Origin of the sequence: Aeromonas sp. R6-1, assembly GCF_040908165.1 — a bacterium.
Classification (GTDB): Bacteria; Pseudomonadota; Gammaproteobacteria; order Enterobacterales; family Aeromonadaceae; genus Aeromonas; species Aeromonas caviae.
Map to the genome: position 1 here is coordinate 223,459 of NZ_JBFODF010000053.1, position 19,908 is coordinate 243,366.

General features: G+C 63.4%; 16 protein-coding genes. 8 read left to right on the forward strand and 8 right to left on the reverse strand.

Annotated elements, in window-relative coordinates; genetic code table 11:
• Positions 1-281: 281 nt before the first annotated feature.
• Complete coding sequence (locus tag AB5Y68_RS17980; protein WP_039039339.1) at positions 282-2,057, reverse strand: gamma-glutamyltransferase family protein; 1,776 nt, start codon at positions 2,055-2,057, stop codon at positions 282-284.
• Between the two features lie 112 nt (positions 2,058-2,169).
• Between AB5Y68_RS17980 and AB5Y68_RS17985 the strand changes: the two genes are divergently transcribed.
• Complete coding sequence (locus AB5Y68_RS17985) at positions 2,170-2,787, forward strand: GDSL-type esterase/lipase family protein (protein WP_039039340.1); 618 nt, start codon at positions 2,170-2,172, stop codon at positions 2,785-2,787.
• 179 nt (positions 2,788-2,966) lie between these two features.
• Here the strand turns inward: AB5Y68_RS17985 and rdgC are convergent, their stop codons facing one another.
• Positions 2,967-3,878 carry a recombination-associated protein RdgC gene (gene rdgC / locus AB5Y68_RS17990; RefSeq protein WP_010673564.1) on the reverse strand — a complete coding sequence of 304 codons (912 nt, stop codon included), beginning with the start codon at positions 3,876-3,878 and terminating at the stop codon, positions 2,967-2,969.
• 179 nt (positions 3,879-4,057) lie between these two features.
• On the opposite strand from rdgC, the gene AB5Y68_RS17995 reads away from it, so the two are divergent.
• The 3 genes from AB5Y68_RS17995 to AB5Y68_RS18005 all read left to right on the forward strand — a co-directional run bounded on the left by AB5Y68_RS17995 (position 4,058) and on the right by AB5Y68_RS18005 (position 9,575).
• Positions 4,058-4,486 (forward strand): GNAT family N-acetyltransferase, encoded by a 429-nt coding sequence (locus tag AB5Y68_RS17995; protein WP_010673565.1) that lies wholly within the window; start codon positions 4,058-4,060, stop codon positions 4,484-4,486.
• Between the two features lie 110 nt (positions 4,487-4,596).
• Entirely contained in the window at positions 4,597-5,823 is a 1,227-nt protein-coding gene (locus AB5Y68_RS18000; RefSeq protein WP_368207436.1) for an exonuclease SbcCD subunit D C-terminal domain-containing protein, read from the forward strand.
• A complete protein-coding gene (locus AB5Y68_RS18005; protein ID WP_368207438.1) occupies positions 5,820-9,575 on the forward strand; it encodes an AAA family ATPase in 3,756 nt (1,251 codons plus the stop codon). Before AB5Y68_RS18000 ends, AB5Y68_RS18005 begins: the two co-directional genes overlap by 4 nt.
• Before the next feature lie 81 nt (positions 9,576-9,656).
• Here AB5Y68_RS18005 and AB5Y68_RS18010 read toward each other — a convergent pair whose 3' ends face one another.
• The 5 genes from AB5Y68_RS18010 to cysK form a co-directional block, all read right to left on the reverse strand.
• Complete coding sequence (locus tag AB5Y68_RS18010) at positions 9,657-10,202, reverse strand: cytochrome b (RefSeq protein ID WP_103260593.1); 546 nt, start codon at positions 10,200-10,202, stop codon at positions 9,657-9,659.
• A 255-nt stretch (positions 10,203-10,457) separates the two neighbouring features.
• Positions 10,458-10,967 carry a PTS glucose transporter subunit IIA gene (gene crr, locus AB5Y68_RS18015; protein ID WP_010673569.1) on the reverse strand — a complete coding sequence of 170 codons (510 nt, stop codon included), beginning with the start codon at positions 10,965-10,967 and terminating at the stop codon, positions 10,458-10,460.
• A 43-nt stretch (positions 10,968-11,010) separates the two neighbouring features.
• Positions 11,011-12,738: a phosphoenolpyruvate-protein phosphotransferase PtsI gene (gene ptsI, locus AB5Y68_RS18020; RefSeq protein WP_039039344.1), complete on the reverse strand. Its 1,728-nt coding sequence runs from the start codon at positions 12,736-12,738 to the stop codon at positions 11,011-11,013.
• 44 nt (positions 12,739-12,782) lie between these two features.
• Complete coding sequence (locus AB5Y68_RS18025; protein WP_005303128.1) at positions 12,783-13,040, reverse strand: HPr family phosphocarrier protein; 258 nt, start codon at positions 13,038-13,040, stop codon at positions 12,783-12,785.
• Between the two features lie 443 nt (positions 13,041-13,483).
• Positions 13,484-14,452, reverse strand: coding sequence for a cysteine synthase A (gene cysK, locus AB5Y68_RS18030; protein ID WP_039039345.1), 969 nt, complete (start codon positions 14,450-14,452; stop codon positions 13,484-13,486).
• Positions 14,453-14,615: 163 nt separating this feature from the next.
• On the opposite strand from cysK, the gene AB5Y68_RS18035 reads away from it, so the two are divergent.
• The 3 genes from AB5Y68_RS18035 to AB5Y68_RS18045 are packed head-to-tail and all read left to right on the forward strand — an operon-like array spanning position 14,616 to position 17,799.
• Complete coding sequence (locus tag AB5Y68_RS18035; RefSeq protein ID WP_039039346.1) at positions 14,616-15,458, forward strand: MoxR family ATPase; 843 nt, start codon at positions 14,616-14,618, stop codon at positions 15,456-15,458.
• On the forward strand, positions 15,459-16,622 hold the full coding sequence (locus tag AB5Y68_RS18040) for a VWA domain-containing protein (RefSeq protein ID WP_039039347.1): 1,164 nt from the start codon (positions 15,459-15,461) through the stop codon (positions 16,620-16,622).
• Between the two features lie 55 nt (positions 16,623-16,677).
• Positions 16,678-17,799 (forward strand): beta-ketoacyl-ACP synthase III, encoded by a 1,122-nt coding sequence (locus AB5Y68_RS18045; RefSeq protein ID WP_039039348.1) that lies wholly within the window; start codon positions 16,678-16,680, stop codon positions 17,797-17,799.
• Positions 17,800-17,869: 70 nt separating this feature from the next.
• Here AB5Y68_RS18045 and tsaA read toward each other — a convergent pair whose 3' ends face one another.
• On the reverse strand, positions 17,870-18,574 hold the full coding sequence (tsaA, locus tag AB5Y68_RS18050; RefSeq protein WP_039039349.1) for a tRNA (N6-threonylcarbamoyladenosine(37)-N6)-methyltransferase TrmO: 705 nt from the start codon (positions 18,572-18,574) through the stop codon (positions 17,870-17,872).
• Positions 18,575-18,890: 316 nt separating this feature from the next.
• Between tsaA and AB5Y68_RS18055 the strand changes: the two genes are divergently transcribed.
• A complete protein-coding gene (locus AB5Y68_RS18055; RefSeq protein ID WP_039039350.1) occupies positions 18,891-19,886 on the forward strand; it encodes an NAD-dependent epimerase/dehydratase family protein in 996 nt (331 codons plus the stop codon).
• Positions 19,887-19,908 lie beyond the last annotated feature (22 nt).

Below are 19,908 nucleotides of genomic sequence, written 5' to 3' on the forward strand. Positions count from 1 at the left end.
TTGGCCGTATCAAGGGGAAATCTTGAGGGCAACAGATGCCGTTTCTATTGAAAAGTAATGCATTTATATGCCATGAGCAACACTGTTCCAGTTTTTTCGTTGATTTTGATGAAAAGCATCTTTAATGCATTGCGATTGGGTGAAAAGAGTGTGCGGTTAAAGAAAAATTGGCAGGAATAATCAATCGATGATGATATTGGGAGGCAAGGGAGAACACCTATGAGCACACGGCATGGAGGAGGCAGGCCTCCTCCATGGTGAACGAGGGTGCTGAAGGGGCATCACTCTCCCCTGGCGACCCCCTCACGTCTGGGGTCTGCGGCTCCCAGCCAGCCGCCGGCATGGCGCTGGACGCCCTGCAGCCCGGAGGTCTGCTCGTTAAGCAGGACCTCGTGCCCTCTGGCCTTGAGCCCCTGAACCACGGCGTCGGGCGTGCGCCCCTGCTCCAGCTCGGTGGGGCCGTTGCGACTGCCGAAATTGGGCAGGTTGATGGCCTGCTGCAGGTCGAGCCCCCAATCCTGGGTGCCGAGCAGCGCCTTGCCCACGTAGTTGATGATGGCCGAGCCTCCCGGGGAGCCCAGGCTCATCTCGAGCTCGCCGCTTGCCTTGTCAAACACCAGCAGGGGCGACATGGAGGAGCGGGGGCGCTTGCCGGGCTCCACCCGGTTTGCCACCGGCAGGCCGGCGGCGTCCACCGAGGTGAAGGAGAAGTCGGTGAGCTGGTTGTTCAGCAGGTAGCCGTTGACCATCAGCCGCGAGCCGAAGCCATCCTCGATGGAGCTGGTCATGGCCACCGCCATGCCGCTCTTGTCCACGATGGAGATGTGGCTGGTGGAGGGCAGCTCCGGGGTGGCGTCCCGGCCCCTGGCCAGCGCCCGGGGCGGGTTGCCGGGCTGGGCGACGCCCATGGAGCGGTTGCCGATAAGGTGTCCCCGCTGCGCCAGATAGCCCTTGTCCAGCAGGCCTGTCACCGGCACGTCGACGACGTCGGCCACGTACTGGTTGCGATCGGCGAAGGCGAGGCGTGCCGCCTCGCTGTAGAGGTGAATGGCCTCGCTGGAGGCGGCCAGTTGACCCTGCTCCCCCTGTACCGGTTTGAGGGCGGCCATGTCCCGGCTCTCCAGCATGCCGAAAATCTGGCCAAGGGCGATGGTGCCGGAGGAGGGGGTCGGGAAGCCGCAGATCTCGCTCTGGCGATAGTCAAAGCAGAGCCCGTCCCGCAGCTTGGCCCGGTAGCTGGCGAGATCGGCGGCGCTCAGCACCCCGGGGTTGGTCGGGTGGGCGTGCACCTTGGCCACCATGGCCTCGGCCAGCGGGCCGTGATAGAAGGCGTCGGGGCCATCGCTTGCCAGGGTACGCAGCACCCTGGCCAGGGCTGGGTTGGTGAGCCGGGTACCTGCCGTCTTGGGAGTACCGTCCGCCTGATAGAAGTAGGCACGGGCGTCCGGATCCCCGGCCAGATAGGGATCTTTTGCCAGCAGGGTGGCGAGGCGGGGGCTTATCACGAACCCTTGTTCCGCGAGGGTGATGGCGGGTTCGAACAGCGTGGCCCAGGGCAGCTTGCCATAGCGCTCGTGCGCCAGGGCCAGGGCACGCACCGTGCCGGGGGCGCCGACGGAGCGCCCGCCCACCACCCCCTCATAGAAGGCCATGGGTTTGCCCTCCTTCATGAAGAGCTGATCGGTGGCAGCGGCGGGGGCTGTTTCCCGGCCATCCACCGCCGCCACCTGCTTGCCGTCCCACACCAGCATGAGGGAGCCGCCACCGATGCCCGAGGATTGGGGCTCCACCAGAGTCAGCACCAGTTGGACGGCGATGGCTGCATCGACGGCGCTGCCCCCCGCCTTGATGATCTGGTAGCCCGCGTCCACCGCCAGCGGGTTGGCTGCCGCCACCATGAAGTCACGGCCCTGCCAGCCCGGTTTGTCAATCCAGCCGCTGGCCGCCTCCGGGGCGATCAGGGTCTGGGGAGGAGGGACATAGTGAAAGCCGTCCTGGGAGGCGCAGCCGCCAAGCAGGCCGAGGGCGACCAGCAGGCCGAGGGGTTTGAGGGACATGACAGGCTCCTTGTCGGTTTCTTGTTCACCTGCCGAAATGTGTCACACTTGGAGCTTGATTAAAAGTTTGTCTTAATACTCATATGGTTACAAAACTATCAAGGAGACGCTCATGACACACCGGGGGACGCTGGCGAAACCTTGCATGGCGGGGCTGCTCTGCCTGTTGCTGACGGCCTGCGGGGAGCCGACCTTCAGACCGCTGGCCCAGGGGGAGACCCTGCTCGCGTTCGGGGACAGTCTGACCGAGGGGCGCGGGGTGAGCCCGTCCCAGAGCTACCCCAGCGTGCTGGCGAACCTGAGCGGCCATCCCGTGGTCAATGGCGGGGTGTCCGGAGAGCTGAGCCAGGCCGGCAGGGCCCGCCTGCCCGGGTTGCTGGCCCGGCACAGACCCGCTCTGGTCATCCTGCTGGAGGGGGGCAACGACATCCTGCGTGGCAGCGGGGAGGCGGCCCTCAAGGCCAATCTCGCTGCCATGATAGAGGCGGTGCAGGGGAGCGGGGCCCAGATCCTGCTTGTCGGGGCGCCCCGAAAATCCCTGTTTGCCGATGGTGCTCCCCTCTACGAGGAGCTGGCAGAGCAGTACGGACTGGTGCTGGACAACGACAGCATCGGTGAGTTGCTGCGAGACCCGGCCCTGAAGTCCGATGCGGTGCATTTCAATGCCGAGGGTTACCGCACCCTGGCGCAGCGACTTCATCGACTGTTGCAGGAAAGGGGGGCACTCTAGCGAGGTGTCATGCTGCCGGGGCAGTGCGCCATGCTGCCGTAACCTATGGGGTCAGGGTATTGCGCGGCGGGAGGGCGGCGGCGCTACTCCAGAGGCGTCCAGCCCGTGGCGACAATGCCCGAAGACATGAAAAAACCGCCGTGAAGGCGGTTTTTTGCAATCAGGCTGAGCCAATTTGCTTAGATGGACTGCTCTTCACCGCCCAGGGCGGCAAACAGGGCCGGGATGAACTGGGAGAGCTCGGCGGTGACCAGGGCGAAGTCGGCGTCCAGGCGGGCGGCGGGATCTTCACTGGTGACGTCGTCGTTCTGCTCGCGCAGCTCTTCGCTGAACTTGAGGCGCTTGATGGAGAGATCGTCCCCCAGCACGAAGCTCAGGGTTTCGCCCCAGTTGAGGGCCAGCTTGGTCACCAGCTTGTCGTTGGCCAGGTGATTCTTGATCTCCTCGCTCATCAGATCCTGCTGCTTGCAGCGGATGATGCCGCCGTGCTCCATGGCGCTGCGCAGCTCGGCTTCGTCCTCCAGGGTGAAGGCGGCGGGCAGGTTGCCCTCGTTGAGCCACTCGGTCATGGTGATCTCGGGCGGGTTCTTGAGGGCCACCGGCACTACCGGCAGGGAGCCGATGGATTTGCGCAAGAGCGCCAGCAGATCGTCCGCCTTCTTGGCGGAGCCTGCATCCACCACCATCAGGTTGTCGGCAGGGTTTATCCAGGCGAAGGTCTGGCTGGTGCGGCTGAAGGCGCGGGGCAGCAGGGTGTGCATGATCTCCTCTTTCAGCGCCTCCTTCTCTTTCTTCTTGAGGGCGCGACCCTGCTCGAATTCAATGGCCTCTACCTTCTCCGCCAGCATCTCCTTGACCACGGTGCCGGGCAGCATCTTCTCTTCCTTGCGAGCGCACAGCAGGATGTGGCCAGAGGCGGCGTGGGTCAGGGTGGAGCCGAATTTGCCAAGGGGCTTGACCCACCCGAACCGGGAGATGTCCTGGCTGCCGCACGGGGTGAAGGCGCAGGCTTCCAGCTGGGTTTCCAGCTGCTCAACGGTCAGGTCGAAGGGGCGGGTAAAGCGGTAAATCTGCAGGTTTTTAAACCACATGGCGTCCTCGGTCTCTAGATTGTCCGGCGGGCATTGTACTAGAGAGGCGCTTTGTGATCAGCCAATCATTCTCGCTAAATAAAGGGCGATCGACCTCACAGGGCCCCACCTTGATCCCCTGGGAGCGGGCCCAACTCCCCTAGACTGCGAGTGTTCACATTGCTGACAAGGAGGCGACCATGTTGAGACAGAGTCGGCCGGAAGACATGGAAGAGATCGTCGAAATCTGGCTCCTGGCCTCCCTGCAGGCCCACGATTTCGTCGATGCCTCCTGCTGGTGGCAGGCTCAGGAGGAGCTGCGTACCCGCTACCTCGATCATGCCCGCATCTGGGTGTTCGAGGAGCGAGGGGACCTGCTCGGCTTCATGGCGCTGGTGGATGATTACCTGGCTGCACTCTTCGTGCGCCCCGACCGGCAGGGGCGGGGGGTGGGGCACGCCCTGTTGCAGGAAGCCAGATCCAGATGTGCCGAGCTGCATACCCGAGTCTTCGTGGAGAACGAGCCAGCGGTGCGTTTCTACCGCCGCCACGGCTTTGAAATCGGGGGGGAGGTGCCCGATCCCCTCACCGGTCATCTTCAGTACCAGATGCATTACCAAGCCGTCTGAATCTGACGTCTGGGGCTGCCCCGGTTGAAAACGGGGGGCACCATCCTCATCTTGTCTCCATCCCGGGGCGCCCTCGCCCCCGCTCTCTTCTCCTTATCGAGCCGTTTTCCATGAAGATCCTGCACACCGCCGACTGGCACCTCGGTCATCAGCTTCACGGCCACGACCGCCGCTTCGAACACGACGCCTTCCTCGACTGGCTGGCCGACACCATCAAGACCCGCGACATCGACGCCCTGCTGGTGGCGGGCGATCTGTTCGACACCGCCAACCCTCCCGCCAGTGCCTGGCAGCAGCTCTACCGCTTCCTGGCACGTCTGCGGGCCGAGCACCCGGCACTGGAGATGGTGCTCATCGGCGGCAACCACGACTCCCCCTCCAAGCTGGATGCCCCCCACGAGCTGCTGCGCGCCTTCGACCTGCATCTGGTGGGCAGCATCAGTCGGGACGACGAGGGGCACCTCGAGACCGAGCGCCTGCTGGTGCCGCTGCGAGGCAAGAACGGCGAGGTGGCCGCCTGGTGCGCCGCCGTGCCGTTTCTGCGCAGCAGCGATCTGCGCCCGGAAGGGCTCAGCGAGGGGCAGGACAGACTCATCGAAGGGGTGCGCCAGGTCTATGAAGCGGTGCTGAGCGAGGGGCGGGCGCGCTGCCATCCGGATCAGGCCCTCATCGCCATGGGCCACGCCTATCTGGCGGCGGGCCAGCTCTCTGAGCTCTCCGAGCGGCGAGTGCTCGGCGGCAACCAGCATGCCCTGCCTGCCGAACTGTTTGCCGCCGCCGACTACACGGCGCTGGGTCACCTGCACCTGGCCCAGAGCCCGGCCGAGGGGGTGCACTACAGCGGCTCGCCGCTGCCGCTCTCGCTGGCCGAGGCGAATTACAACCATCAGGTGCTGGAGGTGACGTTTGAGGGGGGCAAGCTGGCCCGCCTTGAGCGGATCCCGGTGCCCCGGGCGGTGGAGATGATCCGCCTGCCCCAGAGCGGCCTCGACGAGGCGCTCAAGGCCATCGAGGCGCTGGCGCTGCCCGCTTGTCCGCAGCAGGCGCAGCCCTTCCTCGAGGTGCGGCTGCTGCTGCCCAAACCCGAGGCCCGCATCCGCGAGCGCGTACTGGCCGCCATCGGCGACAAGCCGGTGCGCCTTGCCCGCATCACGACCAGTTATCAAGGCTCGGGCCAGGGGCTGGCGGATGGTGCCGGCCAGCGCCGGCTCGATGAACTTTCCCCCACCGAGGTGTTTCGCCTCTGCTATCAGCGTCAGTTCGACGGGGAGCCGGAGGCCGAGCTAGTGGCGTCGTTTGAAGAGATCCTGGAGCAGGTGAAGGAGTCCAGCCAATGAAAATCTTGTCGCTGTCAGGGGAGAATCTGGCCAGCCTGACCGGTCAATTCACCATCGATTTTGCCGGTGGCGCCCTGGGGGCCGCCGGCCTGTTTGCCATCACCGGCAATACCGGCGCGGGCAAGAGTACCCTGCTCGATGCCATCTGTCTGGTACTCTACGACGAGATGCCGCGCTTTATCGCCAATCGCAAGAACGTCGCCGAAGTGGGCCGCATGGATGACGAGGAGAAGCTCAAGGCCAACGACGTGCGCGGCATCCTCAGCCGCGGTCACGCCAGCGGTTTTGCCGAGGTGCAGTTTCGCGGCTGCGACGGCCGCATCTGGCTGGCCCGCTGGGCGGTGCGCCGGGCCCGCAACCGTGCCGAGGGGCGCTTTCAGGCCCAGGAACGCAGCCTGACCGACGTGGCGTCGGGCCAGGTGTTCAGTGGCAGCAAGCGGGAGCTGCAGGATCGCATCGACGAGCTGGTAGGACTCTCCTGGGAGCAGTTTCGCCGCGCCGTCATCCTGCCGCAGGGGGAGTTTGCCGCCTTCCTCAAATCGAGCGCCGACGAGCGTTCGGCCCTGCTCGAACGGATGACCGGCACCGAGCTCTACTCCGCCATTTCGGTCCAGACCCATGAGCGGGCGCGGGAGGAGCAGCAGAAACTGGCTGCCATCAGCCAGCGGCTCGGTGACGTGGCGTTGATGGACGAGGCGACCCGCGAGCAGTGGGTGAGCCAGCAGATAAGCCTTGCCACCAGCCTCAAACACGAGCAGCAGCAACAGCAGCTGATGCAGGACTTGCGCGATCTCAACGGCCGCATCGCCGCCCAGTTGCAGGCCTGTCAGGAGGGAGAGGCGGCCCTTGCCGCGGCGGAGGTGGCCCACGCTGCGGCCGCCCCCGAGCGGGAGGAGTTCGCCCGCGCCGAGCAGGCCCAGGTGGCCCGCGCCGATCACGACGAGCTGGCTCGCCTCACCCTGGAGGTGCAGCAGCAGGAGAAGGCGCTGGCCGAGCTTGGTCCCGAACTTGGCAAGCTGGAGGAGCAGACTCAGCAGAGCGCCCTCACCGAACAGCAACTGCTGGCGGAGAAGATCGCCGCCGAGCGCGAGTGGGGCGCCCTGCAGCCTGAACTCAAACGGGCGCAGGAGCTCGACACCCGCATTCGGGAAAAGCAGCAGCAACTGCAGAAGATCCAGCAGGAGGGGTCGCAGGAGCGGGAGGTGCAGCTCACTCTGGAACAGGGCTGGCGCCAGCAGCGCCAGCAGGTGGAGCAGCTCAAGGCCCAGCACCTGCAGTGGGGCGCCTGGCTTGAGGAGCACAAGGAGCTGGCGCCGGTGGCCCGCCAGTGGCAGCCCCTGCTCACCGCCATGCAGGATTGGGCCGAGGATGCCGACAGGCTGCAGCAACTGCTCACCCTGCGCGAACACAAGCTGCGCGTCCTCAGGCAGTTGCAGCGCCAGCTGGAGCAGGGGCAGCAGGAGCGCGACTACTGGCAGCGCGAGCAGGCGCGGCTGCAGCAGCAACAGCACGAGCTGCAGGAGCAGCAGTGGGAGGGGCGCCTGGCCAAGGCGCAGGAGCAGTGGCAAGGGCAGACCGAGCAGCTCGGCCAGCTGCGTCAGCTGCTGGAGCTGGCGGACTATGGCCGCAATCACGGTGAGCAGCATGGTCGCCTGCAGCAGGAGATCGCCCAGCTGGAGCAGGCGCTCGGCAAGCTGGCCATCCTCGGCGACGAGCTGACGCCGGCCCGCGAGCGGCTCGCCCTGCAACGGGACGAGGCACGCCACGCGCTGGAGCAGTCCCGTGCCATCGCCAGTTTCGAGCAGCATCGCCACATCCTGCGCGACGGTGAACCTTGCCCGCTGTGTGGCGCCGAGGAGCACCCCTATCACCAGAGCCAGCCGCAGGTGGCCGGTATTCTCGGCCAGCTGGCGGAGCGCGTCCGCAGCCTGGAGCTTGAGTGGGATCGGCTCAATCACCAATACATTCAGTGCGAGAGCGAACGCCAGGAGCTGGCCCGCCAGCTGGCAGTGCGTCAGCAACATCTGCCTGAGCTGGAGACGCGCGCCGAGCAGCTGACCTTGCGCTGGCAACAGCTGGGAGGCGATACCCTGCTGGGCCATCCGCTGCCGCTGCGTCAAAGCCCGATCGAGTGGAACGAGTTGATGAGTACCCTGCTCGGCCGCGGCCAGAGTCTGGAGCAGGGGCTGGCCCGCAGCCAGCAGCAACTGCGCGAGGCCCAGCAGGGGCAGCAGCAGTTGCAGGCCGTGCGCCAGCAGCTGAGCCAGCTGGCCAGCCAGCACCAGCAGTTCGAGCAGCAGTGGCAGGAGGCCGACCGCCAGCGCATCGCCCTGGAAGGGGAGGTGAAGGGGATGGGCGAGCAGGAAACGACCCTGCGCCAGCGCCTTGAGCAGGGGGGCAGCCGGCTCGACGAGCAGATGGGAGGCCAGCCCTGGCGTCAGTGGCTGGGCAGCCAGCAGTGGCGCGAGTGGCAGCGGGCCTGCGAGGCCTGGCTGCACGGCCAGAGCGAGTGGGAGCGGCTGACCGGCGAGATTGCCAGCCTCACCCCGACCCTGAGTGCTCAGGAGGCGCGCTTGCAGACCCAGCGTGAGCTGCTGCACAAGCTCGAGCGCGACTACAAGGAACATGAACAGCAACGGCAGGGGCTGGTTACCAGTCGTGCCACCTGCCTGGGGGGGGAGGAGATTGCCCTGGTCGAGAGCCGCTGGCAGCAGCGGCTGCAGCAACTGGCCAGCGAGCTGGAGACGATGCAGGGGGCGGCCCGCACCCTGCGCGAGCGCCAGACCGAGCTCAAGACCCGTCTCAGCCATCTGGAGCAGGAGAAGCAGGTGAGCAGCCGGCGGCGACGGGAGGTGCTGGGGCGCTGGGCTGCCCACGCCAGCAGCCTCGGCATCGCCGAATATGATCTGCGCCGCCTGCTGGCCATGAGCCCGGATGAGCTCAAGGGGCGCCGCGCCGCCTTGCAGGCGCTGGAGGATGCCCGCGCCGAGGCGCGTACCCGTTTGACCGAGCGGCAGCGGGCGCTGGCGCTGGAGGAGAGCAAGCGGGATCGTTACCGCGAGCATCACCCCGAGCTGGCCGCGTTGGCGCCCCAGGAACTCGACAGCCGGCTGACGGCGCTGGAGGCGCACTGCCGCGTCCTCGACGAGCAGCTGTTCCAGTGCAAGAGCACGCTGGCACAGGCGGAGGCGGCGGCCCTCAAGGCGGGCACCCTGCAGGAGGAACTGGCCGCCCAGCAGGCGGTGGCGGATCACTGGCAGCGGCTCTGTGACCTTATCGGTTCGGCCAGCGGCGCCAAGCTGCGTACCTTCGCCCAGAGCCTCACCCTGGAGCGACTGCTGCTGGAGGCCAACGCCCAGCTTGCCGAGCTCTCCCCCCGCTATCGGCTGGAGCGGGTGCCCGGCACCGATCTGGCGCTGCAGGTGGTGGATCTCGACATGGGGGACGAGGTGCGTTCGGTGGACTCCCTCTCCGGTGGCGAGAGCTTCCTGGTGTCGCTGGCGCTGGCGCTGGCCCTCTCCAGCCTGTCGTCGCGCCAGACCCAGGTCGAATCGCTCTTTATCGATGAGGGGTTTGGCACCCTGGATCCCGACAGCCTGGATCTGGCGCTCTCCAGCCTCGACTCCCTGCAGGCGGCCGGTCGCCAGATCGGGGTCATCTCCCACGTGCAGACCCTGGTGGAGCGGATCGGCGTGCAGGTGCGGGTGGAGGCCCTCGGCGGCGGCGAAAGCCGGGTAGTGTTGCCCGGCTGACGACGTGTCGCCCATGACCCTCCATGAACAAAAAGGCCCCTGTCACAGGGGCCTTTTTGTTGGTGTGCAACCCGTCGCTGGTTATTTGCGCTCGGGCAGCATATTGGTCAGGGTATTGTCCTTGAGCACATGGTGGTGGTAGATGGCTGCCGCCGCGTGCAGGGCAATCAGCGCATAGCCTATGTTGGCCAGCGTCTCGTGCAGCTCCTTGATGGTACCCTTCAGGCCGTCGTCGGGGGCGATGAGGGCGGGGAGCGCCAGGCCGAAGAAGGGAATGGGCTTGCCCTCTGCGCTCAACAGCAGCCAGCCCAGCAGCGGGGTGAGGATCAGGAAGCCATAGAGCGCCAGGTGGGCGAGCTTGGCCAGCGTGAGCATCAGGGGGGAGAGCTCGGGCACGATACGCGGTGAAGGGCTACCCACGCGCACCAGCAGGCGCACGACCACCAGCGCCAGGATCAGCAGACCCACCATGAAGTGAAACTCCTTCATCAGGTCGCGGCCAGCCGACCCCTTGGGGAAGATGTCCCTGAACTCCATCAGGCCGTAGACGGCGATCATCAGCAGCAGGGTCAACCAGTGCAGCCCTATGCTCAGGCTGCCATAACGTTGTTCGGTATTTCTCAGCATCGTTGTCTCCTCGCCACTTAAGCGGCTTATCTCTTTTCATCCCGTCTCATATCGAGCCAAAGGACCCGCAGGTATCCCTCTTGAGGGTACTCGGCTTGCTTATGCCCGTGTTGATCTCGATAACATTTCTGCCTGTTTGCCGTCATGCTGACCTGTGCGGGAGCCCATGGAGTATCGGGAGATGGAAGGGGCAAAAAAAAAACCGAAGCACCAGGCTTCGGTTTTTGGCGGTCACTGGCGTCAGGCCAGGGCGCATTATTTCTTGATGCGGATCACCGGGGTTTCGCCCACGGTCACGGCGCCAGTCATTTTCACCAGCTCTTTGATCTCGTCCATGTTGGAGATGACCACAGGTGTCAGGGTAGACTTGGCTTTAGCTTCCAGAACGGCCAGATCGAACTCGATGATGGTGTCACCGCGCTTGACCTGTTGACCTTCCTGAGCGATACGGGTGAAACCTTCACCCTTCAGCTCGACGGTGTCGATACCGAAGTGAACGAACAGCTCGATACCAGAGTCGGACTCCAGAGAGAACGCGTGGTTGGTCTCGAAGATTTTGCCGATGGTGCCGTCGCACGGAGCAACCATCTTGTTGCCGGCTGGCTTGATGGCGATGCCGTCGCCGACGATCTTCTCGGCGAAGACGACGTCAGGCACATCTTCGATGGGGACGATTTCGCCGGACAGCGGAGCAAAGATTTCGATGCCGCCAGTGTCAGAACTGTCGTCGGAAACCAGTTTCTTCAGTTTGTCGAACAGACCCATAGTAAAAGCTCCTAGAGATGATTGTCGCTGTTTGCAGCCGATCTTAGCAGACTGCCTTCTGCTTAATAAAGTTATCTACGCACGCTTCGATTTCGGCGGCGGTGGCAAAGCTCAGCGCCTGGTCGGCCATGGCCTTCACATCTTCGAAGTTGGTGTTGCGGATAAGCTTCTTGATACGCGGTACAGAGATGGCGCTCATGGAGAACTCATCCAGACCCATACCCAGCAGCAGCAGGGTGGCGCGTTCGTCACCAGCCAGTTCACCGCACATACCGGTCCACTTGCCATTGTCATGGGAAGCGTCGATCACCATCTTGATCAGGGTCAGGACGGAGGGTGACAGCGGGTTGTACATGGCGGAAATCATCTCGTTACCACGGTCGACAGCCAGGGTGTACTGGGTCAGGTCGTTGGTACCGATACTGAAGAAATCCACTTCCTTGGCCAGATGATGAGCCATCACGGCCGCGGCCGGGGTCTCGATCATGATACCCACTTCGATGGATTCATCAAAGGCTTTGCCTTCGGCACGCAGTTCGGCTTTCAGCGTCTCCACGGTAGCCTTCAGGCTGCGGAACTCTTCGACGGAGATGATCATCGGGAACATGATGCGCAGTTTGCCAAAGGCAGACGCACGCAGGATGGCCCGCAGCTGGGTGTGCATGATGTCGGTGCGATCGAAGAAGATACGCACGGCACGCCAGCCCAGGAAGGGGTTCATCTCTTTCGGGAAATTCATGTAGGGCAGTTCTTTGTCGCCGCCGATGTCCATGGTACGGACGATGATCGGTTGATCCGGCATGGCTTCGGCCACTTCTTTGTAAGCCTTGAACTGCTCGTCTTCGGTCGGCAGCGCGTCACGGTCCATGAACAGGAACTCGGTACGGTACAGACCAACGCCTTCGGCGCCGTTGCGGATGGCACCCTCGGTATCCTTGACGGTCCCGATGTTGGCGCACACTTCGACCTGGTGGCCATCCAGGGTGATGGCAGGCAGATCTTTGAGCTTGGCCAGCTCGTCCTTCTCTGCCTGGAACTGGGCCTGGAACTTCTTGGCTTCGTTCAACTGGTCGGCGGTCGGGTTGATGATGACCTGGTTGTTGATCGCATCCAGCACCAGCATGTCACCGTTCTTGACGCGCTCGGTGATGTCGTTGGTGCCCACGACGGCCGGCAGCTCCAGGGAGCGGGCCATGATGGAGGTGTGGGAGGTACGGCCACCGATGTCGGTGACGAAGCCCAGCACGTATTTCAGGTTGATCTGAGCGGTTTCAGACGGGGTCAGGTCTTTGGCGACCAGGATGACCTCTTCGTCGATGGTGCTCAGGTTGACAACGGCGATGCCCAGTACGTTCTTGACCAGACGGGTGCCGATGTCACGGAAGTCGGTGGCGCGCTCACGCAGATAGGGGTCATCCAGATCGGCCATCATCTTGGCGTACTGTTCGATCACCTCGTGAACGGCTCTGTCGGCAGAGGCCTTGTGTTCTTTGATGAAGGATCTGATATCCCCTTCCAGCTCTTCATCTTCGAGCAGCATGATGTGGCCTTCGAAGATGGCCTCTTTTTCTTCACCGAAGGTGCGACCGGCCATCTCTTTGATGGCTTCCAGCTGTGCGGCTGACTTGGTGCGGGCTTCGAGGAAGCGGTTGATCTCGGCATCAATCTGTTCGGCGGGAATCTTGCCCTGATTGATAACGATTTCATCTTCTTTCAGAAGAAGCGCCTTGCCGAATGCGATACCGGGGGACGCAAGAATGCCAGATATCATAATCCTTCCTATTAAAACGACTGTGGGGGAGGAATAAAGCTGGATTACTCCAGCTCGTCCATCAGGGCAACCAGCTTCTCAACGGCTTTCTGAGCGTCCGGGCCGTCAGCCTGGATGGTCACGTTGGTGCCTTTGGTCAGACCCAGGGTCTGGAGCTTGAACAGGCTCTTGGCGCTGGCGGATTTGCCACCGGAGACCACAGTGATCTCGCTTTGGAATTCTTTGGCTTCTTTCACGAACTGAGCTGCAGGACGGGTGTGCAGGCCGTTTTCAGCAGTAATAACAACAGACTTCTCGTACATGGTTTCACCCCATATTATTGATATTGTTTGGAGAGATGGTCGCCAATGAGGCTTCCTGTCTCACCGTGTCAGTATGGATATGTTGTAAAGTAACGAAATCAGACCTGCAATGGTTTAATCCAGGTCAATTTTCTGTGCAGTATTCGGCGTCGTGGCCAGGTATTTTTTCGCTATCAGGCTGCAAGCCGCGTCAGGCCTGGCCTGAAATTATTTTATAACGAAAAATAACACTTTGTTACCTTGTGATACCTTGCCAGCAAACACCTCGTGACGCCGCACAGGATATGAGATTTATCACAGAATGTCTGCTTTTTTTGTCATATCCAAGTTTGTTATTTTACCCCAAAAAATAAGGGGCCGAGTGGCACTGGTGGCTAGAGAGTTTAGCGCATAATGAAAACGGCGCTCCGAGGAGCGCCGTCGTTTTGGTGTTGGCTGATCAACTACTGCTGCAATTCCTGCTCGCTGAACACACCGGCGAAGAGGGCGCTGGAGAGGTAACGCTCGGCGGCGCTCGGCAGGATGACGACAATCGTTTTCCCTTCGAACTCCGGCTGCTCGGCCAGACGGTTGGCTGCGACCACGGCAGCGCCGGAGCTGATACCGGCCAGGATCCCTTCCTCTTCCATCAGGCGGCGGGCCATCTCGATGGCTTCGTCACTGCTCACCTGCTCGACGCGGTCCAGCAGGCTCAAATCCAGGTTGCCCGGGATGAAGCCGGCGCCGATGCCCTGGATCTTGTGGGGACCGGGCTTTATCTCTTCACCCGCCAGTTTCTGGGTGATGACGGGGGATTCGCTGGGCTCGACCGCCACGGAGACGATGGCCTTGCCTTTGGTCTTCTTGATGTAGCGGGAGACCCCGGTGATGGTGCCGCCGGTGCCGACGCCCGCCACGAACACATCCACCTCGCCATCGGTGGCGTCCCAGATCTCGGGTCCAGTGGTCTGCTCGTGGATTTCCGGGTTGGCCGGGTTTTCAAACTGTTGCAGCAGCACGTACTTGCCCGGCTCGGATTCGAGGATCTCGTTGGCCTTGGCAATGGCGCCCTTCATGCCGAGGGGACCTTCGGTCAGCACCAGGTTGGCACCCAGGGCCTTGAGCAGCTTGCGGCGCTCCAGGCTCATGGTGGCCGGCATGGTCAGGGTGATGGGATAGCCGCGGGCCGCAGCCACGAATGCCAGGGCAATGCCCGTGTTGCCGCTGGTGGGCTCGATGATCTCCTTGCCCTTGGTCAGCACGCCGCGTTTCTCGGCATCCCAGATGAGGTTGGCACCGATCCGGCACTTGACGCTGAAGCTTGGGTTGCGGCTCTCGATCTTGGCCAGCACGCGGCCCTTGGTAACACGGTTGAGACGAACAAGCGGGGTGTTGCCTATGGTCTGGCTGTTGTCCTCAAAAATTTTGCTCATGGTGCTATCCCTGTGTTTGTTAAGGCGATGAAACAAGATTACCCTGTGGTTTCTGAATGAGAAGTGACGAATCGTTATAACAATATGTTATTACAACATATAGAACTTATTCTCTCTTGCCGAGGGGGCTCCCGCTGCCTGGGCATCCAATGGAAGGGATCTCATGGGATTTGCAGGAAGCGATCGCTATCTCGCATCACAGGCACTGAAGATGGCCGTCGATGCCGCCATCGTGCTGGAGAAGCCGCTGCTCATCAAGGGTGAACCCGGTACGGGCAAGACAGTGCTGGCGGAGGCGGTGGCCGAATCCCTGGACGCCGAGCTCATCAGCTGGCACATCAAGTCCACCACCAAGGCCCAGCAGGGGCTCTACGAATACGATGCCGTCGCCCGGCTGCGAGACTCCCAGCTCGGTGACCCCAGGGTAGGGGAGATAGGCCACTACATCCGCCGGGGCAAGCTGTGGCAGGCCTTCAGCGCAGAGCGGCGGCCAGTGCTGCTCATCGATGAAATCGACAAGGCGGACATCGAGTTTCCCAACGATCTGCTGCTGGAGCTGGATCGGATGGAGTTCGATGTCTACGAGACCGGCGAGCGCGTCAAGGCGCGCCAGCGACCCGTGGTCATCATCACCTCCAACAACGAAAAAGAGCTGCCGGACGCCTTCCTGCGCCGCTGTTTCTTCCACTACATCCGCTTTCCCGACAAGGCCGAGATGCAGGCCATCGTCAAGCTCCACTACCCAAACCTCAAGGAGCGGCTGCTCGACGAGGCGATGACGCTCTTCTTTGAGCTGCGTGCGGTAGAGGGGCTGCGCAAGAAGCCGTCCACCTCCGAGCTGCTGGACTGGATCCGGCTGCTGTTGGCCGACGACATCGCCCCCGAGGCCCTGCGCACCCGTGAGCCCGGCAAGCTGGTGCCCGCCCTCTACGGTGCCCTGCTCAAGACGGAGCAGGACTTGCACCTCTTCGAGAAGCTCGCCTTCCTGGCGCGCCGCGGCGGCTGAATGCTCATCGACTTCTTCCTTCACCTGCGCCGCCACAAGCTTCCTTGCAGCCTGCGGGAGCTGCTCGACCTGCACGGGGCGCTGGCGGCCAGACTGGCCAGCCTCGACATGGACGAGTTCTACCAGCTATCCCGCTGCCTGCTGGTGAAGGATGAGGCGCACTACGATCGCTTCGATCGCGCCTTCGCCGAGTATTACGAAGGGTTGGCCGCCATCCCCCTGTTGCCGGAGAGCCTGCCTGGCGACTGGCTGCGCAAGGAGTTCGAGCGACTGTTAAGCCCAGAGGAGAAGGCGGTGCTCCAATCCCTTGGCGGGCTGGACCAGCTGCTGGAGACCCTCAACCAGCGGCTAAGCGAGCAGAAAGCGCGTCACGCCGGCGGCAACAAGTGGGTCGGCACCGGGGGCAGCAGCCCGTTCGGTCACGGTGGCTATCACCCGGAAGGGATCCGCATGGGGGAAGAGGGCCAGCACGGGCGGGCGACCAAGGTGTGGGAGGCGCGCCACTTTCGCAACTTCAGTGACGACTCGCCCCTGGGGCAGCGCGCCATCCAGCTCGCCCTGCGCAAGCTCAGGCGCTGGGTGCGCCGGGGCAATCCCGACGAGCTGGATCTCGACGACACCATCCAAAGCTCGGCCAGGCAAGGCTGGCTCGATGTGAAGCTGCGGCCCGAGCGCCACAACGGGGTCAAACTGCTGGTCTTCTTCGACGTAGGGGGCTCCATGGATGCCCACGTGGCCGAGGTGCAGCGCCTCTTTTCAGCCCTGCGCCACGAGTTCAAGCACCTGGTGTTCTTCTATTTTCACAACTGCCTCTACGACTTCGTCTGGCAGGACAATGCCAGGCGCCTTGATGATCGGCTCGATACCCTGCGGCTGCTGCGCACCTACGGCAGCGACTACAGGGTGATGGTGGTGGGGGATGCGAAGATGGGCCCCTATGAAATCACCTGGCCAGGTGGCAGCGTAGAGTACTGGAACGAGGAGCCCGGCCAGGTGTGGCTCGGGCGCCTGCAACAACATTTCCCCAAGATGGTGTGGGTGAATCCGCTGCCAAGGCAGGAGTGGCTGTGGCACCCCTCCATCAAGTTGATGAACGAATTGATCGGCGGGCGGATGCACCCGCTGACCCTGGCGGGTCTGGCTGCGGCCATCGACCAGCTGTGACCCTCTGAACCCTAAAAAACAGACAAGCCGGGATTGCACCCGGCCAGGAGCAAAGATGACCTCTATCGTAATCAGTGGCTCAGGCCTCTATACCCCTCCCTTTGCCGTCAGCAATGAAGCGCTGGTGGCGGCCTTCAACCAGTACGTGGATCTCTACAACGAGGAGAACGCCTCCGCCATCGATGCAGGGCAGCTGCCTGCCAAACAGCACTCGAGCTGCGAGTTCATCGAGAAGGCCTCCGGCATCAAGAGCCGCTATCTGGTGAGCAGCGAGGGGGTGCTGGATCCCGACATCATGCAACCGCTCATGGCGGAGCGCCCGGACGATCAGCCCTCCATCATGGTGGAGATGGCGGTGGCGGCCGCCGAGCAGGCGCTGATAGCCGCCGGTCGTGAACCGGGGGAGATCGATCTTGTCATCGTCGCCGCCTCCAACATGCCGCGCCCCTACCCGGCGCTGGCCATCGAATTGCAGCACTATCTCGGCGCCAGCGGCCTGGCGTTCGACATGAACGTGGCCTGCTCTTCCGCCACCTTCGGGATCAAGACGGCCGCAGACATGCTGGCGGCAGGCACCGCCCGGCTGGCGCTGGTGGTCAATCCGGAGATCTGCTCGGGTCACCTCAACTTCCGCGATCGGGACAGTCACTTCATCTTCGGCGACGCCTGTACCGCCGTGCTGCTGGAACGGGAGGCCGATTGCCAGGTGGCCAACCCCTGGCAACTGGTGGCCAGCAAGCTGGTGACCCAGTACTCCAACAACATCCGCAACAACTTCGGCTTCCTGAACCGGCTCAGCCCGCGCACCCGCTACGGCGACGACAAGCTGTTTCGCCAGCAGGGGCGCAAGGTGTTCAAGGAGGTGCTGCCCCTGGTGTGCGATCAGATAGCCTCCCAGCTGGCGGAGCAGGGATGGGCGGCCGATGGCTTGAGCCGGCTCTGGCTCCATCAGGCCAACCTCACCATGAACCAGTTCATCGGTCGCAAGTTGCTGGGCCATGACGCCAGCCAGCAGGAGGCGCCTGTCATCCTCGACCGCTACGGCAACACCAGCTCGGCGGGTTCCATCATCGCCTTCCACCTCTTCAATCAGGATCTACCGAGCGGGGCTCGCGGGGTGCTCTGCTCCTTTGGCGCCGGTTACTCCATCGGCAGCCTGCTGCTGCAGCGGCGCTGAGCACCCTGTTTTGCCCATAAAAAAGCCACTCGGGAGGGTGGCTTTTTTCATGCTGCCCAAGAGGCTTTTTTCAAGCGGGTTCGATGGCCAGCACCTGACATTGCGGTTCTTTTATCTGAAATTGCACGTTCACATCGAACAATCTGACGCCGTACACCTTGTCATCCGGCTTGCCCTTCTTGTAAGCAGGGCGGGGATCCTGAGCCAGCACCTCCCTCACCAGTTCACGCAGCTCCGGGTGGGCCTTGAGCCAGGGGGCGAGCTGTTGCTCGGCCTGGGCGCTGAAGCTCACCGCCAGCGGCGGGGTAGGGGCATCGGGGGCGAAACCGCCACGGGCGTGGGGCAGGCTGTCGGCATAGGGGACATAGGGCTTGATGTCGACAACGGGGGTGCCGTCGAGCAAGTCCACGGCGCCCAGCTCGAGCCAGAGCTTGCCGCGCTCACGTCCTACCCCGTGCAGTTCGACCACGGAGAGGCCGAGGGGGTTGGGGCGGAAGGTGGAGCGGGTGGCAAAGACCCCGACCCGCTCGTTGCCGCCGAGGCGCGGCGGGCGCACCGTCGGGTGCCAGCCCTGATCCATGGTCTGGTGAAACACGAAGCTGATCCAGAGATGGGAGAATTGCTCGATGCCGCGCAGCACATCGGGCTGATCATAGGGAGGAAGCAGTTCGAGGCGGGCGCGAGCCGCGCTGACCAGACCGGGCTGGCGGGGTATGGCGAACTTCTCCTTGTAGGGAGAGCGGATGATCCCTAGGGTATCGATATCGAACTTCATGGCGGATCCTGGCTGAAAACCCGGGCAATGTAGCACAGGCACGCCGAAAACGCAGGGGGAGCACCAGGACGCAGCCCCTGTGATCCCGATCCCAGACCCGGTGCCCGGGGGCTGTGTCCTGGTGCCAACTTGCGTAGGGTGGGGCGGCAAAAGGGGTGGCGGGGGAGCGGGCAAGGAGCCTGCTGCCCGCACCATGACGATATGCCTGGCGGCATCAGAGCGTGCCTGGGACGTGTGCTCACCATGCCAGGCCATGGCCGTTTCGGCTGCCCGTGGAGGGGCTGCAAGGAGAGGGCGCCATAGAGGAGAGACAGGGATGAAATTGTTGATTATCGGCGGCACCGGCTTTCTGGGTCGCCACCTGACCACGCTGGCCCTGGATTGGGGGCACGAGGTGACGCTGTTCAATCGCGGCCACCGCCAGCACCCGGATTGGCGGGAGCTGACCCAGATTCACGGGGACAGAGACGGGGACCTGGCCCCCTTGCGGGGCGAGGGGCGGCACTGGGATCTGGTCATCGACACCTGCTGCTATCGCCCCAAACAGGCCGAAGGACTCTCTGACGCCCTGCTGGGGCGCTGTGATCGGCTCATCTTCATTTCCACCATCAGTGTCTATCGCGATTTTTCCCAACCCGGCATGGATGAGTCGGCCCCCTTGCACGAGATAGCAGGAGCGCCCACCGACTACGGCCCCCTCAAGGTGCTGTGCGAGTCGGTGTATCGCGCCCGCTGGGGAGATCGCCTGTGCACCCTGCGCCCCGGCGTGCTCTGCGGCCCCTTTGACCCGACCGCTCGTCTTGCCTGGTGGGTGAGGCGGGTGCAGCGGGGCGGGCACTGGCTCTTGCCGGGGCTGGGGGAGGACAGGCTGCAATACCTGGATGTGCGCGACTGCGCCGAGTTCGTGCTGCGGGCTGCCGAGCAGCGACTCGCTGGGTGCTTCAACCTGATCAAGCCCGGCATCGCACTGAACGACTGGGTGGAGCGCCTCGCTGCCCGGCTGACGCCAGCGACCCCCTTGCAGCTCGAGTGGGCTCCCTGGCGTGACCTGATGGCGGCAGGGGTGGCGCCCTGGCAAAGCTATCCCACGCTGCTGCCAAACGAGCTGCCCGAGTATGCTGGGTATGGCACCATCAGCGCCGAGGCCGCCATCGTCCATGGGCTGAACTTTCGCCCCCTGGAGGAGACGGTTGACGATCTGGTGGTATGGCTTGCCAGCAACCCCCGGGGGCCGCTGCCGGGCATGACCCATGATGAGGAACAGGCCTTGCGACGACGAGTGGAGGTTTCCTTGTCATCGAATGCGTACTAGCCGACATCATAAAGAAGAGGGC

What these genes read in the sequence shown, in the direction of transcription:
- AB5Y68_RS17995 (WP_010673565.1), top strand. Translation starts at nt 4,058, where the DNA reads ATGTTGAGACAGAGTCGGCCGGAAGACATGGAAGAGATCGTCGAAATC.
- AB5Y68_RS17980 (WP_039039339.1), bottom strand. Translation starts at nt 2,057, where the DNA reads ATGTCCCTCAAACCCCTCGGCCTGCTGGTCGCCCTCGGCCTGCTTGGC.
- rdgC (WP_010673564.1), bottom strand. Translation starts at nt 3,878, where the DNA reads ATGTGGTTTAAAAACCTGCAGATTTACCGCTTTACCCGCCCCTTCGAC.
- AB5Y68_RS18005 (WP_368207438.1), top strand. Translation starts at nt 5,820, where the DNA reads ATGAAAATCTTGTCGCTGTCAGGGGAGAATCTGGCCAGCCTGACCGGT.
- AB5Y68_RS18040 (WP_039039347.1), top strand. Translation starts at nt 15,459, where the DNA reads ATGCTCATCGACTTCTTCCTTCACCTGCGCCGCCACAAGCTTCCTTGC.
- tsaA (WP_039039349.1), bottom strand. Translation starts at nt 18,574, where the DNA reads ATGAAGTTCGATATCGATACCCTAGGGATCATCCGCTCTCCCTACAAG.
- AB5Y68_RS18035 (WP_039039346.1), top strand. Translation starts at nt 14,616, where the DNA reads ATGGGATTTGCAGGAAGCGATCGCTATCTCGCATCACAGGCACTGAAG.
- crr (WP_010673569.1), bottom strand. Translation starts at nt 10,967, where the DNA reads ATGGGTCTGTTCGACAAACTGAAGAAACTGGTTTCCGACGACAGTTCT.
- cysK (WP_039039345.1), bottom strand. Translation starts at nt 14,452, where the DNA reads ATGAGCAAAATTTTTGAGGACAACAGCCAGACCATAGGCAACACCCCG.
- AB5Y68_RS18010 (WP_103260593.1), bottom strand. Translation starts at nt 10,202, where the DNA reads ATGCTGAGAAATACCGAACAACGTTATGGCAGCCTGAGCATAGGGCTG.
- ptsI (WP_039039344.1), bottom strand. Translation starts at nt 12,738, where the DNA reads ATGATATCTGGCATTCTTGCGTCCCCCGGTATCGCATTCGGCAAGGCG.
- AB5Y68_RS18000 (WP_368207436.1), top strand. Translation starts at nt 4,597, where the DNA reads ATGAAGATCCTGCACACCGCCGACTGGCACCTCGGTCATCAGCTTCAC.
- AB5Y68_RS18045 (WP_039039348.1), top strand. Translation starts at nt 16,678, where the DNA reads ATGACCTCTATCGTAATCAGTGGCTCAGGCCTCTATACCCCTCCCTTT.
- AB5Y68_RS17985 (WP_039039340.1), top strand. Translation starts at nt 2,170, where the DNA reads ATGACACACCGGGGGACGCTGGCGAAACCTTGCATGGCGGGGCTGCTC.
- AB5Y68_RS18055 (WP_039039350.1), top strand. Translation starts at nt 18,891, where the DNA reads ATGAAATTGTTGATTATCGGCGGCACCGGCTTTCTGGGTCGCCACCTG.
- AB5Y68_RS18025 (WP_005303128.1), bottom strand. Translation starts at nt 13,040, where the DNA reads ATGTACGAGAAGTCTGTTGTTATTACTGCTGAAAACGGCCTGCACACC.